This is a genomic window from Sphingomonas jinjuensis (assembly GCF_014197105.1).
Taxonomy (GTDB): domain Bacteria; phylum Pseudomonadota; class Alphaproteobacteria; order Sphingomonadales; family Sphingomonadaceae; genus Sphingomonas; species Sphingomonas jinjuensis.
In genome coordinates this window covers 58,011-71,162 of the sequence record NZ_JACIEV010000004.1, presented here as the reverse complement: position 1 = coordinate 71,162, position 13,152 = coordinate 58,011, and the positions used below count along the sequence as shown (strand labels likewise).

Annotated in this window: 10 protein-coding genes; 8 read left to right on the top strand and 2 right to left on the bottom strand. The window is 68.0% G+C overall.

Annotated features, from left to right (window positions below):
* Positions 1–88: 88 nt before the first annotated feature.
* The 4 genes from GGQ80_RS07910 (at position 89) to GGQ80_RS07895 (ending at position 3,932) form a co-directional block, all read left to right on the top strand.
* The gene (locus tag GGQ80_RS07910) at positions 89–799 is read left to right on the top strand and encodes a response regulator (RefSeq protein ID WP_183983531.1); all 711 of its coding nucleotides are present in this window, start codon (positions 89–91) and stop codon (positions 797–799) included.
* A gap of 56 nt (positions 800–855) precedes the next feature.
* The gene (locus GGQ80_RS07905; RefSeq protein ID WP_183984058.1) at positions 856–2,106 is read left to right on the top strand and encodes an ATP-binding protein; all 1,251 of its coding nucleotides are present in this window, start codon (positions 856–858) and stop codon (positions 2,104–2,106) included.
* A 72-nt stretch (positions 2,107–2,178) separates the two neighbouring features.
* On the top strand, positions 2,179–2,886 hold the full coding sequence (locus tag GGQ80_RS07900) for a carbonic anhydrase (RefSeq protein ID WP_183983529.1): 708 nt from the start codon (positions 2,179–2,181) through the stop codon (positions 2,884–2,886).
* Between the two features lie 197 nt (positions 2,887–3,083).
* Complete coding sequence (locus GGQ80_RS07895; protein WP_183983527.1) at positions 3,084–3,932, top strand: TorF family putative porin; 849 nt, start codon at positions 3,084–3,086, stop codon at positions 3,930–3,932.
* 61 nt (positions 3,933–3,993) lie between these two features.
* Here the strand turns inward: GGQ80_RS07895 and GGQ80_RS07890 are convergent, their stop codons facing one another.
* Complete coding sequence (locus GGQ80_RS07890) at positions 3,994–4,902, bottom strand: TraB/GumN family protein (protein WP_183983525.1); 909 nt, start codon at positions 4,900–4,902, stop codon at positions 3,994–3,996.
* Positions 4,903–4,997: 95 nt separating this feature from the next.
* On the opposite strand from GGQ80_RS07890, the gene GGQ80_RS07885 reads away from it, so the two are divergent.
* The 4 genes from GGQ80_RS07885 (at position 4,998) to ppdK (ending at position 12,226) form a co-directional block, all read left to right on the top strand.
* Positions 4,998–5,867 (top strand): glycine--tRNA ligase subunit alpha, encoded by an 870-nt coding sequence (locus GGQ80_RS07885; protein WP_183983523.1) that lies wholly within the window; start codon positions 4,998–5,000, stop codon positions 5,865–5,867.
* Positions 5,868–6,114: 247 nt separating this feature from the next.
* Positions 6,115–8,358 (top strand): glycine--tRNA ligase subunit beta, encoded by a 2,244-nt coding sequence (gene glyS / locus GGQ80_RS07880; RefSeq protein ID WP_183983521.1) that lies wholly within the window; start codon positions 6,115–6,117, stop codon positions 8,356–8,358.
* Between the two features lie 4 nt (positions 8,359–8,362).
* Positions 8,363–9,433 carry an acyltransferase family protein gene (locus GGQ80_RS07875; RefSeq protein WP_183983519.1) on the top strand — a complete coding sequence of 357 codons (1,071 nt, stop codon included), beginning with the start codon at positions 8,363–8,365 and terminating at the stop codon, positions 9,431–9,433.
* A gap of 102 nt (positions 9,434–9,535) precedes the next feature.
* Positions 9,536–12,226: a pyruvate, phosphate dikinase gene (gene ppdK, locus GGQ80_RS07870; protein ID WP_183983517.1), complete on the top strand. Its 2,691-nt coding sequence runs from the start codon at positions 9,536–9,538 to the stop codon at positions 12,224–12,226.
* A 136-nt stretch (positions 12,227–12,362) separates the two neighbouring features.
* Here ppdK and GGQ80_RS07865 read toward each other — a convergent pair whose 3' ends face one another.
* Positions 12,363–13,118: a M15 family metallopeptidase gene (locus GGQ80_RS07865; protein ID WP_183983515.1), complete on the bottom strand. Its 756-nt coding sequence runs from the start codon at positions 13,116–13,118 to the stop codon at positions 12,363–12,365.
* Between the last annotated feature and the right edge of the window lie 34 nt (positions 13,119–13,152).

Genomic DNA, 13,152 nt, shown 5'->3' with positions numbered 1-13,152 from the left:
GACGGAAAGGTGGCGCGCCGACAGGCTCGTGATCGCGGGGTTCGCGCGGGGCTCGAAACCCATCGATGATCGGGGTAAGGACGCTGGCATGACTGCCCCGACGATCCTGCTGGTCGAGGACGACCCCGCGCTGCGCACGCTGACCGCCCGTGCGCTTCAAGAAAACGGCTATATCGTCCGCCCCGCCGCCGCCGCGCCCGAGATGTGGCTGGCGCTCGATGCCGGGCCGGTCGACCTGATCCTGCTCGACATCATGCTGCCCGGCACCAGCGGCATCGATCTGTGTCGGACGCTGCGCCAGAAGAGCGACGTTCCGATCATCTTCGTCAGCGCCAAGGGCAGCGAGACCGATCGCGTGATCGGGCTGGAGATCGGCGCCGACGACTATATCGCCAAGCCGTTCGGCACGCGCGAGTTGATCGCCCGCGTCCGCGCGGTCCTTCGCCGCGGCCAGCTCGAGCGCAATCCCGGCGAGCGCGAGAAGGGCGTGCTGACCTTCGACGGCTGGACGGTAACGCTGCCGCGCCGCGAGCTTCGCTCGCCGACCGGGGCGATCATCGATTTGACCGGCGCCGAATTCGACCTGCTCGTCAGCCTGCTCGATCATGCCGGCCGCGTCATCGCGCGCGAGCGGCTGATCGAATTGTCGCGGACCCGGCTGGGCGACAGCAGCGACCGATCGATCGACGTGCTGATCAGCCGCCTGCGCCGCAAGCTGTCGAGCGCTGGCAAGGAGGCGCCGATCGTCACTGTGCGCGGCGTCGGCTATATGCTCAATACCGAGGTGACCCGCCGTTGACGCGGCCCTGGCCCGCGGGGCTGGTCGGCCAGATCGTCGCGATCCTGCTCGTGACGATGGTCGTCGAGTTCGGCGTCTCGACCTGGCTCTACGAGCGGGCGAGCCAGTTTTCGGTACGCGACGACGAGGCGCGGCGACTGGCCGAGCATCTCGTCATCTCGCGCGCGCTGATCGCCCGGCGAGCGCCGGCGGAGCGGCCGGCGATGGCCGCCGATCTCACCACCCGCCGCTATGCGATCGACTGGCAGCCGGTGGGCGCGCAGCCGGCGACCGATGCCACCTTCGCCGATGCGCGCAGCCAGGTGATCGAGTGGGAGCCGTCGCTCGCCGATGCCGACGTGCGGATGATGCGCCGGCCGGGCGCGACGCTGGGCGGGGTGCTCAGCTTGCCCGACGGATCGTGGCTCGGCTTCCGCGCGCTGCCGCCGCTGCGCGACCTCGACCTGTCGCAGGGGCGGATCCTGCTCGCGCTGATTCCGGCAATGGCGCTGATGCTGATCGGCGGCCTGCTGGTGCGGCGCACGCTCAGGCCGATGCGGCGCCTGGCCGCCGCCGCCGACCGCTTCGGCGAGGGCGAGCGGGCCTATGTCGAGGAGGAGGGGCCGAGCGAGGTGCGCCACACCGTCGTCGCCTTCAACCGGATGCAGGCGCGGATCGAGCGGCTGATCGCCGACCGGACCCAGGCGCTGGCGGCGGTGGGGCACGACCTGCGCACGCCACTCGCGCGGTTGCGGCTGCGCGCCGAATCGGTCGTCGACGGTGATTCGCGCGAGGCGATCGACCGCGACCTCGGCGAAATGGAGGCGATGGTCGCGTCGCTGATGGCGTTCCTCGGCGGCGATGCCGATCCCGAGGCGCCGGTATTGACCGATGTCGCAGTGCTGTGCGCGACCATGGTCGACGATCTCGAGGACCGCGGCCTCGACGGCTATTATCGCGGACCCGATCATTGCGAGATGGTGGTGCGCCCCTCGTCGCTGAAGCGCGCGCTGACCAACCTGGTCGACAACGCGCTGCATTATGCCGGCAGTGCGACGCTGGTGGTGGCGCCGAGTGCCGTGGCGGTGGCGTTCACGGTCGAGGACGACGGCCCGGGCATTCCCGAGGAACAGCTGAAGCGCGTGCTCGAACCCTTCGTCCGCCTCGACATCGCCCGGCCACGCGATACCGTCGGCTTCGGCCTCGGCCTGCCGATCGTCGCGCGGATCGTCGAGGCGGAGGGCGGAACGCTGACGCTGGCGAACCGGGCGACGGGCGGGCTCGCCGCAACGATTCGCCTGCCGCGGCGCGCCTCAGCAACGCTTTGAAACGCGTCCGCCATGGACGATAGACAGCGATCACCTATCTGCGGGTCACATCAGTTAGCGGAGAAGGACACGATGAACGACGTTATCGGCCGGGTTTTCGGCTTCGAGAAGGAAGTCTTCCCGAATCAGCGCGCCCTCTACAGCAAGCTTGCGACCGAGGGGCAGAGCCCCAAGGCGCTGGTCATCAGCTGCGCCGATTCCCGCATCGTACCCGAACAGATCATGCAGGCGGATCCGGGCGATATCTTCGTCTGCCGTAACGCCGGCAACATCGTGCCGCCGTTCGGCGCGCAGAATGGCGGCACCGTCGCGTCGGTCGAGTTCGCGGTGATGGCGCTCGGCATCACCGAGATCATCGTGCTGGGCCATTCGGACTGCGGCGCGATGAAGGGCCTGTCGGGCGATCCGGCGAAGCTGGTGTCGATGCCCAGCGTCGCCGGCTGGCTGCGTCACGGCGCCGCGGCGCGCCAGGTGGTCGACGACAGCTATCCCGAGCTCGACGGCGACGACCGCGTCCGTGCGACGGCGCAGGAGAATGTCGCGATCCAGGTCCAGCACCTGCGCACGCACCCGGCGGTGGCCGCCGGCATGGCGCGCGGCGAGATCTCACTGCACGGCTGGTTCGTCGACATCAAGGCCGGCCAGGTGCTGGCGCTCGACGGGCAGAGCAACCGCTTCGTGCCGCTGACCGACGAGGACAAGCCGCTGCCGGTCGCGGTGCCGGCGCAGCGCCGCCTGCTCGCCGATGTCGACGCGGTGGACGCGCCCGCCGCCGCGTGACGCGATCGATGCCGGGTCACGCCTGCGCGACATAGGCGTGGCCCGGCACCGTACAAAAAAGCTTGCCACCTTTCGGCCATTTTGCTGCATTAGCGAAGAGGCCGTCGCATACGATCGCATCGCAGCCCGCCAGGGCGAGCGGCGCGGCAGGCGGCAAGCAGGAGGGACCTGGTTTTCCTAACGGAACGAGGGGTCCCATGAAATACTATCGTCTCGCGCTGACGGCCGTCGCCGCCGCCGCCGCTACTCCCGCGCTCGCGCAGGAGACCGCACCGCCCAAGCCGATCACGGTATCGGGCAGCTTCGCCATCGTGTCCGACTATCGGCTGCGCGGCGTATCGCAGAGCGACAGCAAGCCCGCACTGCAGGGCGGCATCACGCTGACTACCGATTATGGCATCTACCTCGGCGTCTGGGGCTCGAACCTCGCCGGCTGGGGCACGTTCGGCGGCGCCAACCTCGAATTCGACTATATCGGCGGCTACAAGGCGAAGCTGGGCAACGGCACCGTCGATGTCGGCCTGACCTGGTACACCTATCCCGGCGGCGCCGACAAAACCGATTTCGTCGAGCCCTTCGCCAAGCTGTCGGGCACCGTCGGTCCCGCCAGCCTGACCGCCGGCGTCGCCTATGCCCCCAAGCAGGAGGCGCTGGGCCGCTGGTACAACACCGGCGCCGATGCCGCGGCGGGTATCTACAACAACCCGGGCGCCAAGTACGACAACCTGTACCTGTGGGGCGACGGCGCGGTCGGCGTTCCATCGACGCCGTTCACCGCGAAGGGGCACATCGGCTATTCGCGCGGCAACCCCGGCCTAGGCCCGAACGCGACCAGCGTCGCGCCGACCGGCAAATATTGGGACTGGCTGGTCGGCGTCGACTATGCCGTGAAGGATTCGCCGCTGACGGTCGGCGTCGCCTACACCGATACCGACATCAGCACGCGCGATGCGGCTTACCTGCAGCCGAGTTTCAGCAAGGGCCAGGACGGCAGCGGCTCGATCGCCGGGCCGCGAATCGTCTTCACCGCTACCGCTGCCTTCTGAGCGCGGGCCTGCGACCTGCCGCGCCGCCGGGGGGACGGCGCGGCGGGTCGCGGCGTGGCGGTCAATATTTGACGCGGACCGCCTTCACCCCGTCTTTCGCCAGCTGCGCCTGGACCGAGTCGTTGCCCGCCAAGTGGCCGGCGCCGACCGCGACGAAGACGGTGCCCGGCTTCTGCATGCGCTGCTCAATCCACTTGGCCCAGCGCTTGTTGCGATCGACCAGCAGCACCTTCGCCACTTCTGGCGAGTCCTTCAGGCTGTCGTTCAGTTCGTCGGCCAGCGCTTCGGGCCGGCCCCTGGCCCAATCGTCGACCATCTTCTGCATCGTCGTGCCCAGCGTCGGCAGCTCGTCGATCGTCGATGTCAGGAATTCGACCTGTGCGGGCTGCGACAGCGAGGCGAAATAGCCGAGCTGCTGCGCCGCGGTTTCCAGCCCGATCACCGGCTTGCCCGCGGCCTTCGCGGCCTGGCTGATGACCTCCTCGGGGCCGTTCGCCGAATCATAGCCGGTCTTCGACAGCGGCGCGACCGACAGCTGCGTCGCCGCCAGCCACGGGCGATAGCGATCGAAGGCGTTCGCCGGCAGGCCGATGTCGGCGACCGCCTTGGCATAGGCGGCGCGCTTGGCGGCGGGCAGCTGCTCGATCAGTGGCGGCGTGCCCGGTGCCGCGAGGCCGGTCGACTTGACGAGGCCGCTCATCGTCGTCGGATCGGGCATCACCAGTTCCAGCACCACCTCGTCCGACTTGTCGAACGCGGTCTTCACCGCTTCGTCGAACCAGCTCAGCCCCGGCTTCAGCACGTGGATCGTACCGAACAGATAGATCGTCGTGTCCTTGTCCTTGACCACCCACAGCGCGGGATCGGCATCCTGCGACGCGGCGGCCTTGGTTGCGGGTTGCTGCGCGCAGGCGGGCAGCGGCAGGGCAAGGGCGAGCGCCGCGGCGGCCGCGGTCAGGGTGTTCTTCATAAGCGGCAGCAGTCTCACGGGAAGGATGAACGCGCATCTAATGCCGCGCCCCCGCCCTTGCTAGACGCGGCGCCATCGGCCACAGACCTGCCCCCATGACCGGCCGGCCGATGAGCTTCCAGCGGATGATCCTGACGCTCCATGACTATTGGAGCGAACAGGGCTGCGTGATCCTGCAACCCTATGACATGGAAATGGGGGCGGGCACCTTTCACCCCGCCACCACGCTGCGCGCGCTCGGTCCCGATACGTGGAACGCGGCCTTCGTCCAGCCATGCCGCCGCCCGACCGACGGCCGCTATGGCGAGAACCCCAACCGGCTTCAGCATTATTACCAGTATCAGGTTATCCTGAAGCCCTCGCCCGACAATCTTCAGGAACTGTATCTCGGCAGCCTGGCCGCGATCGGCGTCGACATGGGGCTGCACGACATCCGCTTCGTCGAGGACGACTGGGAAAGCCCGACGCTGGGCGCCTGGGGCCTTGGCTGGGAAGTGTGGTGCGACGGGATGGAGGTGACCCAGTTCACCTATTTCCAGCAGATGGGCGGCTTCGACATGAAGCCCGTCGCGGGCGAGCTGACCTACGGGCTCGAGCGCCTCGCGATGTACATCCAGGACAAGGACAACGTCTACGACCTGGCGTTCAACGATGCCGGCGTGACCTATGGCCAGGTGTTCCTCGAGAACGAGAAGCAGATGTCGAAGTGGAACTTCGAGGTCGCCGACACCGACACGCTGTTCGACGCCTTCCGCAAGGCGACGGCGGAATGCGAGAACTGCCTGGCGAACGACGTGCCGATCGCGGCCTATGAACAGGCGATCAAGGCGAGCCACACCTTCAACCTGCTCCAGGCACGCGGCGTCATCTCGGTCGCCGAGCGCCAGGCCTACATGGGCCGCGTCCGCGACCTGGCGAAGGGCGCCTGCGCCGCCTGGATGACCCAGCACGGATGGGCGGCGTGACGATGTTCGCGCGAAGGCGCGAAGACGCGAAGAGGTTCACGCGGAGGCGCGGAGACGCGGCGCATGGTTCGCGACGGCTCGCAACAGCGAGCCCATCATATGTGCGACGCCGGCGATCGGCCATGACCGCTGATGCGGTCGAAACCTTGCCGCGAGCACTGCCTCCGCGTCTCCGCGCCTCCGCGCGTATCACCTGCTTCTTCGCGCCTTCGCGCCTTCGCGCGAACTTTACGACGGCCGCAGCATCATGACCGACTTCCTCCTCGAACTCCGCTCCGAAGAGATCCCCGCGCGGATGCAGGACAAGGCGCGCGAGGATCTCGCCCGCCTGTTCGCCGCCGAGATCGGCAAGGCGGGGCTGACCGCCAGCGGGATCGTCACCCATGCCGGCCCGCGCCGGCTGGCGTTGATCGCGTGCGGGCTGCCCGAGGGGACGGCCGCGGTCAGCGAGGAGGTGAAGGGGCCCAAGACCAGCGCGCCACCGCAGGCGCTCGAGGGCTTCCTGCGCAAGACCGGCCTCACCCGCGAGCAGCTGGTCGAGCGTGACGGCATCCTGTTCGCGGTCTCCGAAAAGCCGGGCCGCGCCACCGTCGAGGTGTTGGCGGAGGCGATCCCGGGGATCGTCCGCGCTTTCCCGTGGCCCAAATCGATGCGCTGGGGCGCGGCGTCGGCATCGACCGAGTCGCTGCGCTGGGCCCGCCCGCTCCACGGCATCGTCGCGCTGTTCGGCGACGCGATCGTCGATGTCGAGGTCGCCGGCATCCGCTCGGGCGCGGCGACGCTCGGCCATCGCTTCCACCATCCCGGCCAGATCACGATCGGCTCGGCGGCGGACTATGTCGAGAAGCTGCGCGCCGTCCACGTCATCGTCGACCAGGACGAGCGCCGCGCGATCATCCGCACCCGCGCAGCCGAACTGGCGCGCGAGGCGGGGCTGGAGCTGGTCGAGGACGAGGGGCTGGTGGGCGAGAACGCCGGCCTGACCGAATGGCCGGTGCCGCTGCTCGGCCGCTTCGACGCCGACTATCTGAGCGTCCCGCCCGAGGTGATCCAGCTCACCGCGCGGGTGAACCAGAAGTATTTCGTCTGCCGCTCGGCTGATGGCGCGCTGGCGAATGCGTTCGTCTGCACCGCGAACATCGAGGCGTCGGACGGCGGCGCCAAGATCGTCGAGGGCAACCGCAAAGTACTCGCCGCCCGCCTTTCCGACGCGCGCTTCTTCTACGACACCGACCTGAAGGTGCCGCTGGAGCAGCAGGCGGAGAAGCTGAAGAACATCGTCTTCCACGAGAAGCTGGGAACGGTCGCCGACAAGGTCGAGCGTGTCGCCAAGCTGGCGCGATGGCTGGTCGAGGATGGCATCGTCACCAGCAAGCCCCTCCCCTTCAGGGGAGGGGTTGGGGTGGGGGCCACAAGCGCCGGTCTCGGTGAGACTGGCCCCACCCCCAACCCCTCCCCTGAAGGGGAGGGGCTTGCCATACTCGCCGACCAGGCAGAGCGCGCGGCGCGGCTGGCGAAGGCCGACCTCGTCACCGGCATGGTCGCCGAATTCCCCGAGCTTCAGGGTCTGATGGGCGGCTACTACGCCGCCGCGCAGGGCGAAGCGCCGGAAGTGGCCGCCGCCATCCGCGATCACTACAAGCCGGTCGGGCAGGGCGATGATGTCCCGAGCGATCCGGTGACGGTGGCAGTCAGCCTGGCGGACAAGCTCGACAGCATCGGCCAGTTCTTTGCCGCCGACCTCAAGCCCAGCGGATCGAAGGATCCCTTTGCGTTGCGTCGGTCCGCCCTTGGCGTGATTGCGCTGATCATCGACAACCGGCTGCGCTTTCCCCTCGCCGGGGTGATGTCGCCGGATGCACTCGACTTCTTTGCCGACCGCCTAAAGGTCCAGCAGCGCGAGGCGGGGGTTCGCCACGACCTGATCGACGCGGTGTTCGCGCTGGGTGGCGAGGACGATCTCGTCCGGCTGCTCGCGCGCGTCCATGCGTTGCAGGCGTTCGTCGGCACCGATGACGGTACGAACCTGCTTGCCGGCTACAAGCGTGCGGCCAATATCCTAAAGAAGGAGGGCGTCATTGCCGCTCCCCTCCCTGCAAGGGAGCGGCTGGGGGTGGGTGCCGATGCGCAGGCATCGGCTCCGTCGCCAGCGGCAGGCGCTTCGGTCGACGCTGACGCGCCGACACCCACCCCCGACCCCTCCCTTGCAGGGAGAGGAGACGTGTTGGCCTATCCGCCCGAACCCGCCGAGGCGGCGCTGATCGCGGCGCTCGATACCGCCGAGCCGGCCGCCGCCGCCGCGGTCGAGCGCGAGGATTTCGAGGGCGCGATGGCCGCGCTCGCCTCGCTGCGCGCGCCGATCGATGCGTTCTTCGACGGTGTGACGGTGAACGATGCCGATCCGGCGAAGCGCGCGGCGCGGCTGGCGCTGCTCGCGCGCGTGCGCACGGCGGTGCATCAGGTGGCGGACTTCTCGCGGATCGAGGGCTGATCCGATGGAAGCAGTGCATCCAGTGCCTTCATACCGCTTCGAGCAACTGGATGCGCTTCGCGGACTTTGCGCTCTCGCGGTGGTGGGCTTTCATACGAGCTTTCTGACCGGCGTCAGGTTCGCGCCGTCCGGCTATCTCGCAGTCGATGTTTTCTTCGTCATCAGCGGGTTTGTGATCGCTCATGCCTATGGCGATCGGTTGCAGCGCGGGCATTACTTCACCACCTATTTGATTAAGCGCTATGCGCGCTTTTTGCCAATGTGGTGGATTGGCGTAGCGATCGGCATGACCGCGGCTTTTCCTGGCGTCTATCATGATCGCGCCTGGTCTGGCTTCGCCATCAGCAGCGCTTTGGCTCTGGTAATCTTGCCCAACCCTGGCGAACACGTTCTTTTTCCGTTGAACCTTCCAGGTTGGTCGTTGTTCGTCGAGCTGACCGTGAACATCGGCTATGCCGCCCTGCTTCCTCGCTTGTCGAGGCGCGTCCTAGTCGGCACGATCGCAACGTCCTTTCTCTACATCGTGCTAGCGACGTTGCGGCACGGCAATATGAGTTCCGGTTTCACGTGGGACACGGCCGATGCGGGTATGGCGCGTGGTGTATACGGCTTTGCGGTGGGGGTACTGATCCACCGCCTTGGGCTGCACCGAAAGCCGCGCTTCCTTAGCGGGCGCTGGGCATTGGCTGCCTTGGGCGGCGTGGTGATCTTGCTGTTCGCCGATGTCGTTGGCGGGGTTCGGCCCTGGTTCGATCTGGCCTGTGCGGGCGTCGTGATACCGGTGACGATTGCCGGTCTGGTCGGCACGGGATGTTCCTGGAGAGGATGTGAAACGCTGGGCGCGATTTCCTACCCGATCTACGCCATTCACTTCGGCGTGTTCCTGCTGGCAAAAACATTTGTTGGTTTGGCGTCGGGATGGCAGCAATCCTATCTGTCCGGCTCCGCGGCCTTGCTGGTCGGCCTGTCGGTCGTCTCCATGGGATTCGTGTTGGGCAAGTTCGTCGATCCACAATGCCAGCGGATCATTGGGAGATACGCGCGGATACGCGCGGTGGCTGTTGCAAAGGCCTAAGGCGCCTTGTCCCTCGCGGGACAGTCCCCGCGTCACGGCACTATTGCCCCCAAGCTGCGTTCGTGCTGCAACGCACAACATAAAATACGGCTGGAGGGAATGATGGCGACGGCAGCGCAGGCGGCGAACGACGGGCAATATGTGTATCGCTTCGGCGGCGGCGTGTCGGACGGCGGCAAGGGCGACAAGAACCTGCTCGGCGGCAAGGGCGCGAACCTCGCCGAAATGGCGTCGATCGGCCTGCCCGTTCCCCCCGGTTTCACGATCAGTACCGCGATGTGCACCCGCTATTATGACGAGGGCGAGCAGTTCCCCGAGTCGGTGCGGGCCGAGGTCGCCAACGGTATTGCCCATATCGAGGAGGTGACCGGCAAGCGCTTCGGCGACCCCACCAGTCCGCTGCTAGTTTCGGTTCGTTCGGGTGCGCGCGTGTCGATGCCCGGCATGATGGACACCGTCCTCAACCTCGGGCTCAACGATGCGACGGTCGAGGGGCTGGCAAAGGGGTCGGGCGACGAACGCTTCGCCTGGGACAGCTATCGCCGCTTCATCCAGATGTATGCCGATGTCGTGCTCGAACTCGATCACGGCGCGTTCGAGGAAGCGCTGGAGATTGCGAAGGAAGATCGTGGCTACACCCTCGATACCGAGCTTGCCGCCGACGACCTGAAGGCGCTGGTCGACGAGTATAAAGGCCTCGTCCGCCAGGAATGGGGCAAGGACTTCCCGCAGGACGTCCACGACCAGCTGTGGGGCGCGGTCGGTGCGGTGTTCGGATCGTGGCAGTCGGAGCGCGCCAAGGTCTATCGCCGGCTCAATGACATCCCCGGCACCTGGGGCACCGCGGTCAATGTCCAGGCGATGGTGTTCGGCAACATGGGCGACACATCGGCCACCGGCGTCGCCTTCACCCGCGATCCGTCGACCGGCGAGAACGCCTATTACGGCGAATTCCTCATCAATGCGCAGGGCGAGGACGTCGTCGCCGGCATCCGCACGCCGCAATATCTGACGAGGGCCGCGCGCGAGGCGGCGGGCGCCAAGCCCGCGTCGATGGAAGAGGCGATGCCCGAGGTCTACGGCCAGCTCGCCGACGTGTTCCAGACGCTCGAGCGTCATTACCGCGACATGCAGGACATCGAGTTCACGGTCGAGCAGACCAAGCTGTGGATGCTCCAGACCCGCTCGGGCAAGCGCACCGCCAAGGCGGCGTTGAAGATCGCGGTCGAGATGGCCAACGATGGCCTGATCACGCGCGAGGAGGCCGTGGCACGCGTCGATCCGGCGGCGCTCGACCAGCTGCTCCACCCCGCGCTCGATCCCGACGCGCCGCGCGACGTTATCGCCAAGGGCCTGCCCGCCTCGCCGGGCGCCGCCTCGGGCAAGGCGGTGTTCGACGCCGACACCGCGGAGAAGATGGCGGCGGCGGGTGAGGAGGTGATTCTGGTCCGCACCGAAACGTCGCCGGAGGATATCCACGGCATGCACGCCGCGAAAGGTATCCTGACCGCGCGCGGCGGCATGACCAGCCACGCCGCGGTGGTCGCGCGCGGCATGGGCCGGCCTTGCGTGTCGGGCGCGGGCAGCGTCGCGATCTCGGCGAAGGACAAGGTGATACGCGTTGCGGGCCGCGAGGTGCGCGAGGGCGACATCCTGACGATCGACGGGTCGACCGGTGAGGTGATGGCCGGCGCGGTCGCGACGGTGCAGCCCGAGCTGGCGGGCGATTTCGGCACGCTGATGGAATGGGCCGACGGCGTCCGCCGGCTGAAGGTGCGCGCCAATGCGGAGACGCCGCACGACTGCCAGGTCGCGCGCGACTTCGGCGCCGAGGGCGTCGGCCTGTGCCGCACCGAGCATATGTTCTTCGACGCCGCGCGGATTACTTCGGTGCGCCAGATGATCCTGGCCGAGGATGAGAAGGGGCGCCGCACCGCGCTCGACAAGCTGCTGCCCGAGCAGCGCGCCGATTTCGCTGGCATCTTCGAGGTTATGGCCGGCCTGCCGGTGACGATCCGCCTGCTCGATCCGCCGCTCCACGAATTCCTGCCGCACGAGGAGAACGAGTTCGCCGAGGTCGCGGCGGCGGCGGGCGTCGACGCCGAGGTGCTGAAGCGTCGCGCCGCGGAGCTGCACGAGTTCAACCCGATGCTCGGCCATCGCGGCGTCCGGCTGGGCGTGACCTATCCCGAAATCTACGAGATGCAGGCGCGCGCGATCTTCGAAGCGGCGATCGACGTCGCCGAGAAGAGCGGCGAGGCGCCGATCCCCGAGGTGATGATTCCACTGGTCGCGACCAAGCGCGAGCTAGACCTGATGAAGGCCGTCGTCGATCGCGCCGCCCAGGCGGTGTTCGGCGAGCGCGGGCGCGAGATCGAATATCTCGTCGGCACGATGATCGAGCTACCCCGCGCTGCGCTGAAGGCGGGCGAAATCGCGGAGAGCGGCGAGTTCTTCTCGTTTGGGACTAACGACCTGACCCAGACGACGCTGGGCGTCAGCCGCGACGACGCCGCCCGCTTCCTGGGGGCGTATGTCGAGCAGGGCATCTATGCCAAGGACCCGTTCGTCAGCCTCGACGTCGAGGGCGTCGGCGAGCTGGTCGAGCTGGCGGTCGAGCGCGGTCGCAAGACCCGGCCCGACATCAAGCTCGGCATCTGCGGCGAACACGGCGGCGATCCGGCGAGTATCGCGTTCTGCGAGAAGGTCGGGCTGAACTATGTCTCGGCCAGCCCGTACCGCGTGCCGATCGCGCGGCTCGCGGCGGCGCAGGCGGCGTTGCAGGCGCGGTAAACGCGCTCGTCGTTGCCCGCTGCGTCGTCATCCCCGCGAAGGCGGGGATCCATACTGGCTGATGCTGATGGTTCTCACCCCGTTCCGAGGAAAATGGATTCCCGCTTTCGCGGGAATGACGAAAGCTAGGGTATCTCTACCGCCGCCGCTTCTTCTGCTTCCCCACCGGGTACGCCGGCGCATCCACCCACACGGGTGGCGCGGGCACGTCGCGCAGCACCACGGGGTCGAGCACCGCCGGGTCCGCCGGAAACTCGCGCCGGGCCCGCGCGAACACGAACCGCGCGCGCGCCGCACCCGGGACGGACGCATTCGTGCCGACCCAGCGCCAGTGCCACGGCTCCCACTTCACCTGCTGCCTGTTGCCGCCGGGGAAGGACATTTCGAAACCGTATTTCGGCGCACTCGCCGCCAGCCAGCGCCACGCCGGCGTCGCTGCCATGCAGGCTTCGGCATCGGGGCAGCCGTTCTGCGGGCGCACGGCGAAGTCGATCGCATAGCCGGTCGAATGCTCGCTATGCCCCGGCGGCGCGACCGAGATCGCGCGGTCGGCGGCATCGCCGTCACTGCCACGGCAGAACACGCCCGACTGGCGGATGACGCCGCGCTGGCACGACAGGCCACGCAGGGTGCCGATCGCCGCCGCGTCGCGGCCCGCCGCGGCCAGCAGCCGCTCCAGATCGGCATAGACCTCGCGCCGGATCCGGCATCCGCCGCGCAAGGCGAAGCCAGGCGGCGCCTCGACCAATTCGGTGTCGGCGGCGTTGCCATAGGGCAGGTGGCCGAGCACGCGCCCGTCCCGCTCGACCGGCGCCTGCGTGCCCGCGCATCCCTGCGCATCGGCGATGGCGCTCCACGTCAGCGCGGCGATCAGGAGGATCAGGCGGGTCATGCGCGGCGCGGCACTGGCATAGCGGCGCGGCGGG